Below are 14,465 nucleotides of genomic sequence, written 5' to 3'. Positions count from 1 at the left end.
GGCGGGCCGCAGGGCGTCGGCCGTGGCCGGGAAGGGGCGCCGGCGGCGGCCTCACGGCCGGGTCGCGCGCTCCAGCTCCAGCAGGACCGACCGGTAGGGGCGGCCCGTCGCGTGCTCCATCCCGATCTCGCACGTGCGGTTCGCGCAGAGGTACGCGTCGAAGCCGCGCGCCGCCACCTCGGCCGCCTCCCGCGCGGTCGCCGCCTCGGTCAGCTCCGGGTGCAGCAGGCCCCGGTCGCCCGCGAAGGCGCAGCACCCCGCGTCGACGGGCACGACCACCTCGTCCGCGCACGCGGCGGCGAGCGCCGCCAGCCGATCCCCGACGCCCAGCCGCTCCATCGAGCAGGTGGGGTGGACGACGGCGGAGCGCACGGTGCGCCGCACGGTGAGCCCCGGCAGCAGGTGGTCGGCCGCCCACACCAGCGAGTCGTACACGGTCAGCTCGCCGTGCAGCTCCCGCGTCCGCCCGTCCAGGTACGGCACGACCTCGCGGCCCAGCCCCAGCGCGCACGACGAGGCGTCCACGACCAGCGGCAGCAGCCCGCCGCCCGTCCACCCCCAGGCGGCCTCGACGATCCGCCGGGCCATCACGGCGGCGCCCTCCGCGTACCCCTTCGACGTCCAGATCGTCGCGCAGCACGTGCCGTGCACGTCACCGGGGATCCACACCGGCCGCCCCGCGCGCGCCGACAGCGCCACGACGGCCTCCGGCAGCGAAGGCCCGGCCAGGCGGCCCGGCCCGCCGAGCACCCGGTTGACGCAGGCCGGGTAGTACACCGCCGCAGCCCCCGCCCGGTCCGTCGCCGGCAGCGCCTCGGGCGCCGCGTCCGGCAGCTCGGGCAGCCACTCCGGTACGAGGTCGGGGCGCACGACGCGGCGCAGCGCACCGGTCACGGCCCGCGGCAGCCGTTCGCCCGCCACCCCGCCCGACCGGTGCGCCGCCGCCACCGCCCGCCGCGCCGTGCGCTCCACCGCCGCGAAGTTCCGCGCGGCCAGCGCGGCGGTCCGCTCCTCGCGCGGCGAGTGCCGCAGCTGCCGCAGCCGCTTCACCAGCTCGCCCGTGTCGATGCCGACCGGGCAGGCGGTCGCGCAGGAGCCGTCCACCGCGCACGTGTCCACGGCGTCGTACCCGTACTCGGCCACCAGCGCGTCCTCCACGCGGGAGCCGTGCCCCTGGCGGGCCATCTCCCGGCGCAGCACGATCCGCTGGCGCGGTGTCGTCGTCAGGTCCCGGCTGGGGCAGACCGGCTCGCAGAAGCCGCACTCGATGCACGCGTCCACCAGCGGCTCCACCGCGGGAACCGACTTCAGGCCGCGCAGGTGCGCGTGGGGGTCCCGGTCGAGGACGACCCGGGGGGCCAGCACCCCGTGCGGGTCGATGGCCTGCTTGGTCCGCCACATCAGCTCCGTCGCGCGCGGCCCCCACTCCAGCTCCAGGTACGGCGCGAGGTTCCGCCCCGTCGCGTGCTCCGCCTTCAGCGAGCCGTCGAAGCGCTCGACCGTCATCCGGCAGAACGCGTCCATGAACGCCGCGTACCGCTCCACGTCCGCCGGGGACGACGGGTCGAACGCCAGCAGGAAGTGCAGGTTCCCGTGGGCGGCGTGCCCTGCCACGGCCGTGGTGAAGCCGTGCTCGGCCTGGAGGTCCAGCAGGGCCGCGCACGCCTCGGCCAGCCGCGCGGGCGGCACCGCGAAGTCCTCGGTGATCAGGGTGGTGCCGGGCGGCCGGGACCCGCCGACGGCCGTGACGAACGCCTTGCGGGCCTTCCGGTACCCGGCGATCGTCCCGGCGCGGCGGGTGAACGCGTTGGCCACGGAGGGCACGGGCGCGATCGTCTCCAGCGTGTCCAGCACCTCGACCGCCGCCCACTCCAGCGCGTCGAGCGCCGCCGCGTCCGGGGCCCGGAGCTCCACCAGCAGCGCCGCGCAGTCGCGGGGCAGCTCCGCCCAGTCGGCGGGCGTCCCCGGCACCTGCACGCAGGCGCGCAGCGTGTTGCCGTCCATCAGCTCCACGGCGAGCGCCCCCGCCGCGGTGAAGCGGGGCACCGCCGCGGCGGCGGCCGGCAGGGAGGGGAAGAGCAGCAGCGCCGCGGAGACCGCCCGGTCCAGCGGCAGCGTGTCGAAGACGACCTCGGCGATGAAGCCGAAGGTCCCCTGCGAGCCCACCATCAGCCCGCGCAGGATCTCGGCGGGTGTCGCACCGTCGAGGAACGCGTCCAGCCGGTAGCCGTGGGTGTTCTTGATCCGGTGCTTGGCGCGGATCCGGGCCGCCAGCGCGGCGTCCGCCTCGATCCGCGCCTTCAGGTCCAGCAGCGCCTCGCAGAGCTTGGGCTCCGCGCGTGCGAGGACCTCGTCGGCGGCCGGGTCGCCGGTGTCCACCACCGTGCCGCTGGGCAGCACGACCGTCAGCGACGCCACCGTCCGGTACGCGCCGCGCGCGGTCCCGGCCGTCATGCCGGAGGCGTTGTTGGCGACGACCCCGCCCACCGTGCAGGCCGCCGCGCTGGCCGGGTCGGGGCCGAGGACCCTGCCGTACGGGGCGAGCGCGGCGTTCACCCGCGCCACCGTCGTGCCGGGGCGCACCCGCACCCGGGCGCCGCCGTCGAGGACCTCGACGCCCTCCCAGTGGCGCCGCACGTCGACCAGGATGTCCTCGCCCTGCGCCTGCCCGTTGAGACTGGTGCCGGCCGCCCGGAAGACCAGCCCCCGGCCCTTGCCGTGCGCGTACGCGAGGATCGCCGTCACGTCGTCCAGGTCCTCGGCCACCAGCACCACCTGCGGCACGAACCGGTAGGGGCTGGCGTCGGAGGCGTAGCGCACGAGGTCGGAGACGCGCGACAGCACCTTCTCCCGCCCGAGGACGGCGGTCAGCTCCTCCCGCAGGCGCGACGGCGTGCCGCGCGCCAGGAGGTCCGGCAGCCGGTCGTGGCGGGGTGCCCGGCCGTGCCCGTCCGGGCGCAGGGGGTCCGGCTTCGGCTCCAGCAGCGGCATGTCACGTCCCCTCGACGGTGCACGCAGGGCGCACGGCGGCTCAAGCGGGCCGCTCCGGCACTCCGTCGACCAGAGCGGACAGCAGTCCGCCGAGCACCTCCCGCTGCTCGGCGGTCAACGGGGCCAGGATGTCCTCTGCGGCGGCCCGGCGCGCGCTCCTGAGCCGCTTCAGCGTGGCGCGGCCCTCGTCGGTGAGCTCGATCCGGACGACGCGCCGGTTGGCCGGATCGGGCGCGCGGCGTACCCGGCCGCTCGCCTCCAGCCCGTCCACCAGGCTGGTCACCGCGCGGGGGACCACCTCCAGCCGCTCGGCGAGGTCCGCCATCCGGGGCGGGCTCTCGTAGTGCGCGACCGTGCGCAGCAGGCGTGACTGCGCGGGCGTGATGGCGACGTCCGCGGCCTCCAGCTGCCGCTTCTGGCTGCGGTGCAGCCGGCGGGTGAGCCGCAGCAGCTGTTCGGCGAGCAGGCCGTCGACGTCGGGTGCGTTCATACTCGGGAGCGTATCAGGACCACGCTCATGGTGAGTATAGGTAACAGTGAGCTATGCTCTGTCCCCGAGGGTCCCGGAGGTGTCCGAAGCCGCCGAGGACCCCGAAGTCCCGCAGGCCCCGGAGGGGGCGTGCCGCGCGCCCCGCGGGGCACGCGACCGACCGGCCGGAAGGAGCCCATGCGTATCCACGCCGAGTCCACCTGGACCCCGCCACCCCCCGACCTGGACCAGCCGCCCGCGCAGGTCCGGCGCATCCTGCGCCTCTTCCGTCCCTACCGCGGCCGGCTCGCCTTCGTCGGGTTGCTGGTGTGCGCCTCGTCCCTGGTCGGGGTCGCCTCCCCGTTCCTGCTGCGCGAGATCCTGGACACGGCCATCCCGCAGGGCCGCACGGGCCTGCTCAGCCTGCTCGCGCTCGGCATGATCCTCACCGCGGTGGTGACCAGCGTCTTCGGCGTCCTGCAGACGCTGATCTCCACCACGGTCGGGCAGCGCGTCATGCACGACCTGCGCACGGCCGTCTACGGCCGGCTCCAGCGGATGCCGCTGGCCTTCTTCACCCGGACGCGCACGGGCGAGGTCCAGTCGCGCATCGCCAACGACATCGGCGGCATGCAGGCCACGGTCACCTCGACGGCCACGTCCCTCGTGTCGAACGTGACGGCCGTCGTCGCCACGGTCGTCGCGATGCTCGCGCTCGACTGGCGGCTCACGATCGTGTCGCTCCTGCTGCTGCCCGTCTTCGTGTGGATCAGCCGGCGGGTCGGCAGGGAGCGCAAGGCGATCACCACCCAGCGGCAGAAGCAGATGGCCGCCATGGCGGCGACGGTCACCGAGTCCCTCTCCGTCAGCGGGATCCTGCTGGGGCGCACGATGGGCCGCGCCGACTCGCTGACCAGGTCCTTCGCCGCCGAGTCCGAGCGCCTGGTCGACCTGGAGGTCCGCGCCTCCATGGCCGGCCGCTGGCGGATGGCGTCCGTCACCATCGTCATGGCCGCCATGCCCGCGCTGCTCTACTGGACGGCCGGCCTCGCGCTCCGGGCGGGCGGGCCGGACATCTCCCTCGGCACGCTCGTCGCCTTCGTCTCCCTGCAGCAGGGCCTCTTCCGGCCCGCCGTCAGCCTGCTCTCCACGGGCGTGCAGATCCAGACGTCCCTCGCCCTCTTCCAGCGGATCTTCGAGTACCTCGACCTGCCCGTCGACATCACGGAGCCCGAGCGGCCCGTCCGGCTGGAGAAGGCCCGCGGCGAGGTCCGCTTCGAGGGGGTCGGGTTCCACTACGACAGGGACGACACGGCCCGCCCCGCGCTGGAGGGCATCGACATCGCCGTCCCGGCGGGCAGCCGCCTCGCCGTCGTCGGCGCCACCGGCTCCGGCAAGTCCACGCTCAGCTACCTGGTGCCCCGCCTCTACGACGTGACGAGCGGCCGCGTCACCCTCGACGGGGTCGACGTGCGGGACCTCGACTTCGACAGCCTCGCCCGCGCGGTGGGCGTCGTCTCCCAGGAGACGTACCTGTTCCACGCCTCGGTCGCCGACAACCTGCGCTTCGCCCGCCCCGACGCGACCGACGCCGAGATCGAGGCCGCCGCGAAGGCCGCCCAGATCCACGACCACATCGCCTCGCTGCCCGACGGGTACGACACCCTGGTCGGCGAGCGCGGCTACCGCTTCTCCGGGGGCGAGAAGCAGCGCCTGGCCATCGCCCGGACCATCCTGCGCGACCCGCCCGTGCTCATCCTCGACGAGGCCACCAGCGCCCTGGACACCCGCACGGAGCACGCCGTGCAGCAGGCCATAGACGACCTGTCCGCCGGCCGGACGACCATCACCATCGCCCACCGGCTGTCCACGATCCGCGACGCGGACCAGATCGTCGTCCTGGAGTCCGGCCGCATCGTGGAGCGCGGCTCCCACGCCGACCTGCTCGCCCAGGGGGGCCGGTACGCGGCCCTCGTCCACGGCGACGTGCGCACGGACGCGACCGGCGGCGCGGCGGAGGGCGCGGGGCCGGACGCGGAAGCGCCGCCGCTCCCGTGGGACGGGGGAGCGGCGGCGCCGGATGGAGCGAGCGTCAGACCAGCCAGCCCACGAAGTGGAGGACACCGGCGAGCAGGTTGGTGATGAGGTCCATGAAGGGATTCTCCTTGTGCGTCGTGCATCTGTGGGACTGCGCAGTCGCGGTCTGCAGCCCGTCGCTTGCGCACCGTAAGCATCGCGCGCCGCGGGGTGCTGGGGCCACGTCATCCCGTACGACCACACGTTTCGGCGAACATCCGATCTAGCGTTCGCTTGTTCGGTCATACGGGACGACATGTCTGATATGCAGACTTTCCGGCGATCCGCGGGTTAGCGTGCCCGCATGAGGTACGACTCCGCGCAGCCGTCCCGCCGCTCCCGCCGCACCCGAAGGCCCCGGCTGACCCGCCGCGGGCGGGTCACCCTGATCGCCGGCGTCCTCGTCCTCGCCGGGGCCGGGACCCTCGTACCGCTCCTGCTCCTGGGGGAGCCCCCCGCCCCGCGCCGGCCCCCGCAGAGCACCCGGACGCTGCTCATCCCCGAGGGCTGGCGGGCCGGCCAGGTCTACGAGGCCGTGGACAAGGCGCTCGGCGTGCCGCCCGGCACCACCCGCGCGGAGGCGGAGACCGCCCCGCTCGCCCTGCCGTCCGCCGCCCAGGGCAATCCGGAGGGCTTCCTGTTCCCGGCGACCTACCCGATCGACCGGACGACCACCCCGCGCGGACTGCTGCGCTACATGGTCACGACGGCGGGGGAGCGGTTCGGGACGGGCAAGGTCACCCACGGCGCGCAGCGCGGCAGCCTCAGCCTCTACGAGACGGTCACCATCGCCAGCGTCGTGCAGGCCGAGGCCGACACCGCGGAGGACATGGGCAAGGTCGCCCGGGTCATCCGCAACCGGCTGGCCCGCGGCATGCCCCTCCAGATGGACTCCACGCTCAACTACGCCCTGGACCGCTCCACGCTCGACACCTCGCACGCCGACACCCGCATCGAGAGCCCGTACAACACGTACACGGTGGCCGGGCTTCCGCCGACCCCGATCGGCAACCCGGGCGAGCAGGCCGTCCACGCCGCGATCGACCCGCCGCCGGGCGACTGGCTGTACTTCGTCACCGTCGCCCCGGGCGACACCCGCTTCACCGCCGACTACGACGAGCACCTGGCCAACGTCGAGGAGTTCAACCACAACCGCCGCACGGCCGCGTCCTGAGCACCCGGCGGCTCAGCCGGCCGCGGACACCCTCGCCGCCCCGGCCGTCCCCGCGGCCCCGGCCGCCCGTTCCCGTTCCAGCAGCCGCCGCACCTCGCGCACGGCGGCGCGCCCGGCCCGGTTGGCGCCGATCGTCGACGCCGACGGCCCGTACCCGACCAGGTGCACCCGCTCGTCCCGCACGGCGCGGGTGCCGTCCACCCGGATGCCGCCGCCCGGCTCACGCAGCCGCAGCGGTGCCAGATGCCCGACCGCCGCCCGGAACCCGGTCGCCCACAGGATCACGTCCGCGTCCACGGACCGCGCCCCGCCGCCGGGCCCGGCGTCCCAGGCGACCCCCGTCGGGGTGATCCGGTCGAACATCGGCCGCCGGTCCAGGACGCCGCGCGCCGACGCGTCCCGGACCGCGTCGTTCAGCGGAAGCCCGGTCACGCTCACCACACTGCGCGGCGGCAGCCCCCGCCGCACGCGCTCCTCCACGGCGGCGACCGCCGCCCGCCCCTCGGCCTCGCCGAACGGCCCCTCGCGGAACACCGGCGCGCGCCGGGTCACCCACACCGTCTCCGCCGCCACGTCGGCGATCTCCATCAGGTGCTGCGTACCGGACGCCCCGCCGCCGACCACGACCACCCGCAGCCCCGCGAACGCCTCGGGCCCCGGATAGTCCGCCGTGTGCAGCTGCCTCCCGCGGAAGGCGCCCTGCCCCGGATAACGGGGCCAGAACGGCCGGTCCCAGGTGCCGGTCGCGTTGATCAGCGCCCGCGCCGCGTAGACGCCCTCGGACGTCTCGACCCGCAGCCGCCCGCCGTCCCCCTCCCGCACCGCCGCCACGTCGACGGGCCGGTGCACCCGCAGGTCGAACGCCGCCTCGTAGCGCGCGAAGTAGCCGCCGATCACCTCGGACGAGGGCCTGCCCGCGTCCGCACCGGTCAGCTCCATGCCCGGCAGCGCGTGCATCCCGTGCACCCGGCCGTACGTCAGCGACGGCCAGCGGAACTGCCAGGCACCGCCCGGCTCCGGCGCGTGGTCCAGCACGACGAAGTCCCGCTCGGGCAGGTGTCCGGTGCGCCGCAGGTGGTACGCGGCGGACAGCCCGGCCTGCCCGGCGCCCACGACGACCACGTCGATGTCCTCCACGCTTCCCCCAACGGCCACGCGGCGGGGGATCTTCCCGCCCCGCCGAGCGGGCACCATGGAGGGATGAGCGACGCATTCACCACCCGCACGCTGGCCGTCACCACCGGGCGCCGGGAGACCGTCCACGACCTCACCGACGCGTGCGCGGCCTTCCTCGACGAGGCCGCAGCCGGCCGCGACGGCCTGCTGAACGTCTTCACCCCGCACGCCACCGCCGGGATCGCCGTCATCGAGACCGGCTCCGGCAGCGACGACGACCTGCTGGCGGCCCTGCACACCCTGCTCCCCGCCGACGACCGCTGGCAGCACCGCCACGGCTCCCCCGGCCACGGTCGCGACCACGTCCTGCCCGCCCTGGTCCCGCCGCACGCCACCCTCCCCGTCATCGCCGGCCGCCTCGCCCTGGGCACCTGGCAGTCGGTCTGCCTGGTCGACACCAACAAGGACAACCCGGACCGCCGGGTGCGGTTGTCGTTCCTCGGGTAGGGCTGCCTCCGCCCTCACCGCAGGAGTGGTCTTTGGCCGCGCCGTCGCGACTCGCCGGCGCGCCGCCGGCCGCCGAGGCGCGCCCACCCCGTCGGGCCGTCCGGGGGAGCCGACTGGTCAGGCATACCTCAAAGAGGTCTGCTGGGCGGCCCGGTCGCGGGCCCAGACTGGGAGGCCGGTGATGCGCGAGTCATGAGGTGAGCTGGGCATGCACGTGGTGAACTTGGCCTTCGAGGCGGGCGCGTTCGACGCCGCACTGATGCGCAGCGGCACCTCGTCACTCGTCTGGCACTCCGCCCGGGAGCTGGCCGCGCGCGGTCACCGGGTGTCCGTCGTCACCCCCGCCCACGGCCGCGCGGACCACCTGCGTTCCGTCCACGGCGCCACAGACGTGGAGTACCACGACTCCTACGTCCTCCCGCTGAGCCTGGACCCCGCCGTCTGGCCCGGCTTCCCGGCCGAGACCGGCGTGCCGCTGCGGACCACGGCCCTGCGGATGGAGCGGGACGGGGTCGAGCTGTACTTCCTCTCCAACGATCTGCTCGACCGGCTGCCCGACACCTTCTATCCGGACGAGTCCGCCGAGGGAGCGGATCTGTCGTACTTCAAGACCTTGGCCTTCCAGGCCGACGGCGTCCGGTTCGTCAGGGCCTTCCTCGGGGCCGGCGCCGATGTGGTGCAGGCGTATGAGCCGGTCCATCACTACGTGGTCCCGGCCGCGCTGCGGGCCGATCCCGGGTGCCCGGTGGTGAGCACGGTGGCGACGAACATGCCGGTGGACCTGAAGGTGTACCGGCCGCAGGTGGAAGCGGTGCTGAGGCTGCTGGGGGCCGAGGCGGACCTGGACCGCTGCACCGACGTGCCGCTCGCCGAGGACGACCTGCCCGGACGGGTCATGCGCGATCACCTGGCGTCGGTCCGGGCGTCCCGTCGGGCCGGCCCCGGTGATGTGTGCGTGTACGCGCTGACGGTGGACCAGGCCGACGCCGTCGACTTCATGGTGGAGGGCCAGGCCGAGACGTACACCACCTTCGACGGCACGCCCTTCGAGGCGTACTTCCGGCGGCTGGCCGTCTCCCGGGTGATCCGGGAGAACGCCCACAAGTTCTTCGTCGGCGGCTGCGCGATGTCGGAGAGCTGGTTCGCCCGGGACCCCGCCGCGGTCGACCGGCGGGCGGTGCTCGCCTCCCTGGGCCTGGACCCGGACCTGCCGACCTTCTACCACGCGGCCCGCTACTCCGTGGAGCACAAGGGGCAGCTGGAGCTGATGCGCGCCGTGGACGAGGTGCTGACCGCGGGCGGCGCCGCCAACTTCCTGCTGCGCTTCTCGCTCGGTACCGCGGCCCGGCCCCACGAGGGGAGCGGGGACGCCTTCTTCTCGGAGATCGCCGCGCGGCACCCGGGGCGGATCCATCTCGACTGGCGGATGGTCGACGAGGACACCCTCTTCCGGCACGCGGCGGCGTCCGACTTCTGCGTCTTCCCGGGCAAGTACGAGCAGGACACCTTCCTCATCGCCCAGGGCGAGGCCATGGCCTGCGGGGCGGTGCCGATCGCCACCGGGCAGGAGGTCACCCGTCACTTCGGGCAGTCCTTCGATCCGCGCGAGCCGGAGGCGACCGGGTTCGCGGTGCCGCGTTCCTTCCGCACCGACGACGAGGTGCTGCGCGCGGCCCTGGTCCGCCGGCTCGAGGAGGCCATCAGCCTGTTCCACGGGGACCGGTCCGAGTACCGGCGGCTGTCCGGCAACGCCCGTGCCCGCGCCCGCCGGTTCACCTGGGCGCGCAGCGGCGCGCTGCGGGAGGCGGCCTTCCTGCGGCTGGTGGAGCACGGGGAGCTCGCGCGGTCCGTACCCGTGCCCCTGCTGATCGCGCGCGGCTGGTACGACCGGCTGGACGACACCGCGCGGGCCGCCGACCGCGACCTTCTCGTACGGACCGCCGTCGCCACGGGCGCGGCGGACGTCCTGCTGCGCGAGGCTCCCGACGATGCCGCGCTGCTGCGTGAGGCGTTCCGGCACGCCTACGACCGGGCCCGCTTCGATGACTGCGCCGCGCTCGCCCACCACCTCGGTGACGAGGACCTGGCGGCCACCGTGCGCGAACGCCTGGCCGTGCGCCGGGGCCCCGGCTCCTGGACGGCCGAGTACCGGTTCCCGCTCGCCGAGCGGGTGGAGATGTTCCTCCCCGGCCCCGACGGCCATCTCGCCCTGGTCGCGGAGCGCGCGGACCACGTCTTCCGGGCCACGTTCCCCGGCCCGTACCAGGACACCCCGCTGGTCCTCCTGCTCACCCTGCCGTACGGCCGATCGGCCTGGGACACGGTTTCCGCCGCCCGTGTCACCCCCCTCTGAGCCCCGTCCGACCTCCCTGGGAGAAGCCACCGTGCCCACCTCACCCCTGTCCGAGGACCTCGCCGAACTCGCCCGTGCACACGGTGTGGACACCTGGTACCTGACCGAGAAGGGCCACCGTGTCGACGTGCCCGCGCGTACCGTCGTCGCCGTCCTTGCCGCGCTGGACGTCGACGCCGCCACCCCCGAGGCCGTCGCCGCCTCCCTCGCCGCCCACCGGCGGCTGACCGCCACCCGGCTGCTTCCCGCCTGTGTGATCTCCCGGCCCGCCGTGCCCGCCCCGCTGGACCTGCCGGAGGGGGCCGAGGCCCGTGTCGTCCTGGAGGGCGGCGCTACCCGGGCGATATCCGGCCGTCGCGTCCCCGCCGACCTGCCGCTCGGCTACCACCGGCTGCACGTGCGGCACGGCGCCCGGAGCGCCGAGGCGCCGCTGATCGTCGTACCGGACCGGATCGCCGGGCCGGAGCGGCGGGAATGGGGATTCGCCGCCCACCTCTACTCCCTGCTGTCGGCCGGTTCCTGGGGTATGGGCGACCTGGCCGACCTGGCGGACGTCGTGCGCTGGTCCGCCGCCGAGGGGGCCGGATTCTGCCTGGTGAACCCGCTGCACGCGCTGCTGCCCGCGACGTTCTCCGACCACTCCCCCTACTGGCCGTCCACGCGCCGGTTCCCCGACCCGGTGCACGTCCGGATCACCGGCATCCCCGAGTACGGCGCGCTGGCCGGCGCGGATCGCGCGGCGATGGCGGAGCTGGTGGAGCGGTCCGCCGCCCTGCGCGAGGCGGCACTGGGCGAAGGCGGGCTGATCGACCGGGACGCGGTGTGGGCGGTGAAGCTGGCCGCGCTGCGGCTGCTGCACCGGGTGGAGCCGAGCGCGGAACGGCACGCGGCGTACCGGGCCTTCGTCGAGCGGGAAGGGCAGGACCTCGTCGACTTCGCCACCTGGTGCGCGCTCGCGCACACCCATGGGCCGGACTGGTCCACCTGGCCGGAGGAACTGCGCGACCCGGCCACCGCGCGGGGGCTGGAGCGCTACGCGGAGGAGGTGGAGTTCCGCCGCTGGGCCGCCTGGATCGCCGATGAGCAGTTCGCCGCCGTACAGCGGGCCGCCCGTTCCGCCGGCATGGCGGTCGGTGTGATCCACGACCTCGCGGTCGGCGCGCACCCCCGCGGGGCCGAGTCCTGGGCGCTGCGGCGGCTGCAGGCAGCCGGTGTGGTGATGGGCTCCCCGCCGGACACCTTCACCGCGCAGGGCCAGAACTGGCACCTGCCGCCCTGGCGCCCGGACCGGCTCGCCGAGGAGGGGTACGCCCCGTACGCCCGGCTGCTCAGGGGCGTCATGCGGCACGCGGGCGCGCTGCGCCTCGACCATGCGATGGGCCTGTGGCGCCAGTGGTGGATCCCGGACGGCGTGCCGATCCCCGAAGGCACCTATGTGCGCTACGACTGGGAGGCCATGCTGGGCGTGCTGCTGCTGGAGGCGCACCGGGCCGGGGTGGCGGTGATCGGAGAGGACCTGGGCACCGTCGAGGCCGGGGTGCGGGAGCGGCTCGCCGAGCGCGGGGTGCTCGGCGCCTCGGTGCTGTGGCTGGAGCGCACCGGGGACACCGGGGACACCGGGGCAGCGGATCGGCCGTTGCCGGCGCCGTTGTGGCGGGAGAACTGCCTGGCCGCGCTGACCAACCACGATCTGCCGACGACCACCGCCAGGCTGAGCGGCGCCCATGTGGAGATGCTGCACCGCCACGGCCTCCGGGACGGCTCCGTCGAGGAGTACCGGACGGCCGAACTCGCGCAGATCCGCGAGTGGCTGGCCGCGCTGGACCGGGAGGGGCTGCTGCCGGCCGACGGGCCGCCTCCGGGCGAGGGCTGGGCGCTGCCCCCGGCGACGGGGCGGGAGGGTGCCTCCTCGGCCGAGCGGGGTCTGCCCCCGGTGGTCGCCGCCTTCCACCGGTTCCTGCTGCGTACCCCCGCCCGGCTGGTCTGCGTCTGGCTTCCCGACACCGTCGGTGATCTCCGCACCCAGAACCTCCCCGGCGTCCGCTCCGGCTACCCGTGCTGGCGCTGGCCCCTGGCGGACTCCGCCGGGCGGGCGGTTCCCCTCGAACGGCTGATGACGGCGCCGGGGGCGGCCGAGGTGGCGGCGCTGCTGTCCGAGGGCGACTGACGGGGGCTCACCAGCACCACGAGGGGCTCGCCGGAGGTGGACGGGACCGTGACCCCTCAGCTCGCCCCGAGGCTCTCGCGGACCGCGGCGATCACCCGGTCCGTCCGTTCCGGCGTCAGGTGGGGGCCCATCGGCAGGCTGAGGACCTCCTGGGCGAGCCGCTCGGTCAGGGGGAGGCTCCCGGGCGCCCACCCCAGGTCGGCGAAGGCGGGGGAGAGGTGCGGCGGCTCCGGGTAGTGGACGAGGGTCTCGACCCCCGCCTCGGCGAGCCGCCGCTGGAGCCGGGCCCGGTGGGCCGTACGCACGACGAACAGGTGCCAGACCGGCTCGGCCCACTCGGCGGTCGTCGGCAGCGCCAGGTCGTCCAGACCGGCCAGCTCCGTCAGGTAGCGGTCCGCCGTCCTCGCCCGCAGCGCGTTCCACTCGTCCAGGTGCCCGAGCTTGACACGCAGCACCGCCGCCTGGATCTCGTCGAGCCGCGCGTTGCGGGACACGGTCTCGTGCCGGTACTTCTCGCGGGAGCCGTAGTTGCGCAACAGCGAGATGCGGGCGGCCAGTTCGGGGTCGGAGGTGACCACCGCGCCGCCGTCGCCCAGCGCGCCCAGGTTCTTGCCCGGGTAGAAGCTGAACGCCGCCGCCGTGGCACCGTGGCCGACCCGGCGGCCCCGGTAGCGGGCGCCGTGCGCCTGGGCCGCGTCCTCCACGACGTGCAGGCCGTGCCGGCGGGCCACCTCGTGCACGGCGTCCAGGTCGGCGGGATGGCCGTAGAGGTGCACCGGCATGATCGCCCGGGTGCGCGGGGTGACCGCGGCGTCGAGGCGGGCCGGGTCGATGCACGCGGTGTACCCGTCCGGCTCCACCGGGACCGGAACCGCGCCGGCGGCGGCCACCGCGCCCCAGGTCGCGATGAAGGTGTGCGCCGGGACGATCACCTCGTGCCCGGCTCCGATGCCGAGCGCGCGCAGCGTCAGCTCCAGCGCGTCGAAGCCGCTGCCGACGCCCACGCAGTGGGCGCTCTCGCAGTAGGCGGCGAACTCCGCCTCGAACGCGCGCAGCTCGGGGCCGAGCAGGTACCGCCCGGAGGCGACCACCCGGCGGACCGCGTCGTCGAGTTCGGAGGCGAGGCCCAGGGAGTCGGGCCGCAGATCGAGGAAGGGCACCTTCACGGCTGCCTCCTGGCTTCGCGCAGGAACGTGTCGTGGTCGCGGTAGTAGTCGTCGTCCTCGTACGGCCGGGACGCCAGGACGAGCGCCACCGCGCCCGGGGAGAAGCCGGTGAGCTCCCTCCAGACCATCGGGCCGACGCGCAGGCCGCGGGCAGGGTCGTCCAGGACCACGGTGTCCCGGGAGAACCCGTCGTCGAGCGTGATCCGGAAGCTGCCGTGCACGGCGACGAGGAGCTGTTCGAGGCGGCGGTGGCCGTGCGCTCCCCGCACCGCGTCGCCGGGCACGTCGTACAGGTAGTACACCCGCCGGATCTCGAACCCGAGTGCCTTGTCGGCCTCGACGGCGGAGAGACTGCCGCGGCCGTCGGTGTGGCGCGGCAGGCTCACCGTCCACCACGAGCCGACCGTGCCGACGCGCTGCTGCGTTTCCACGGTGTGCGCACTCCC

At 75.0% G+C, this 14,465-nt stretch carries 10 protein-coding genes; 5 read left to right on the top strand and 5 right to left on the bottom strand.

The features are described from left to right. Window positions 1-51: 51 nt before the first annotated feature. Window positions 52-2,991 carry an FAD-binding and (Fe-S)-binding domain-containing protein gene (locus tag CP974_RS02540; RefSeq protein WP_031128093.1) on the bottom strand — a complete coding sequence of 980 codons (2,940 nt, stop codon included), beginning with the start codon at window positions 2,989-2,991 and terminating at the stop codon, window positions 52-54. A gap of 40 nt (window positions 2,992-3,031) precedes the next feature. After that, window positions 3,032-3,481: a MarR family winged helix-turn-helix transcriptional regulator gene (locus CP974_RS02535; RefSeq protein ID WP_031128092.1), complete on the bottom strand. Its 450-nt coding sequence runs from the start codon at window positions 3,479-3,481 to the stop codon at window positions 3,032-3,034. A 177-nt stretch (window positions 3,482-3,658) separates the two neighbouring features. Between CP974_RS02535 and CP974_RS02530 the strand changes: the two genes are divergently transcribed. Together CP974_RS02530 and mltG are read left to right on the top strand one after the other, a co-directional pair. Beyond that, on the top strand, window positions 3,659-5,602 hold the full coding sequence (locus CP974_RS02530; protein WP_031128091.1) for an ABC transporter ATP-binding protein: 1,944 nt from the start codon (window positions 3,659-3,661) through the stop codon (window positions 5,600-5,602). A gap of 238 nt (window positions 5,603-5,840) precedes the next feature. Further along, on the top strand, window positions 5,841-6,710 hold the full coding sequence (gene mltG / locus CP974_RS02525) for an endolytic transglycosylase MltG (protein WP_031128090.1): 870 nt from the start codon (window positions 5,841-5,843) through the stop codon (window positions 6,708-6,710). Window positions 6,711-6,722: 12 nt separating this feature from the next. Here the strand turns inward: mltG and CP974_RS02520 are convergent, their stop codons facing one another. Continuing rightward, window positions 6,723-7,847, bottom strand: a complete 1,125-nt coding sequence (locus tag CP974_RS02520; RefSeq protein WP_031128089.1) for an NAD(P)-binding domain-containing protein — start codon at window positions 7,845-7,847, stop codon at window positions 6,723-6,725. A gap of 63 nt (window positions 7,848-7,910) precedes the next feature. On the opposite strand from CP974_RS02520, the gene CP974_RS02515 reads away from it, so the two are divergent. From CP974_RS02515 to malQ, 3 genes are all read left to right on the top strand, one after another. Then, window positions 7,911-8,333 carry a secondary thiamine-phosphate synthase enzyme YjbQ gene (locus CP974_RS02515; RefSeq protein WP_031128088.1) on the top strand — a complete coding sequence of 141 codons (423 nt, stop codon included), beginning with the start codon at window positions 7,911-7,913 and terminating at the stop codon, window positions 8,331-8,333. Between the two features lie 208 nt (window positions 8,334-8,541). Beyond that, window positions 8,542-10,686, top strand: a complete 2,145-nt coding sequence (locus CP974_RS29950) for a glycogen/starch synthase (protein ID WP_031128087.1) — start codon at window positions 8,542-8,544, stop codon at window positions 10,684-10,686. 31 nt (window positions 10,687-10,717) lie between these two features. Next, window positions 10,718-12,853, top strand: coding sequence for a 4-alpha-glucanotransferase (gene malQ / locus CP974_RS02505; protein WP_051838840.1), 2,136 nt, complete (start codon window positions 10,718-10,720; stop codon window positions 12,851-12,853). Window positions 12,854-12,909: 56 nt separating this feature from the next. Here the strand turns inward: malQ and CP974_RS02500 are convergent, their stop codons facing one another. Together CP974_RS02500 and CP974_RS02495 are read right to left on the bottom strand one after the other, a co-directional pair. Continuing rightward, the gene (locus CP974_RS02500) at window positions 12,910-14,019 is read right to left on the bottom strand and encodes a DegT/DnrJ/EryC1/StrS family aminotransferase (protein ID WP_031128085.1); all 1,110 of its coding nucleotides are present in this window, start codon (window positions 14,017-14,019) and stop codon (window positions 12,910-12,912) included. Continuing rightward, the gene (locus tag CP974_RS02495; protein WP_031128084.1) at window positions 14,016-14,450 is read right to left on the bottom strand and encodes a sugar 3,4-ketoisomerase; all 435 of its coding nucleotides are present in this window, start codon (window positions 14,448-14,450) and stop codon (window positions 14,016-14,018) included. Before CP974_RS02495 ends, CP974_RS02500 begins: the two co-directional genes overlap by 4 nt. Between the last annotated feature and the right edge of the window lie 15 nt (window positions 14,451-14,465).

The sequence above is a fragment of the Streptomyces fradiae ATCC 10745 = DSM 40063 genome, from assembly GCF_008704425.1.
GTDB lineage: Bacteria > Actinomycetota > Actinomycetes > Streptomycetales > Streptomycetaceae > Streptomyces > Streptomyces fradiae.
This window is presented reverse-complemented; position numbering and strand designations above follow the sequence as displayed.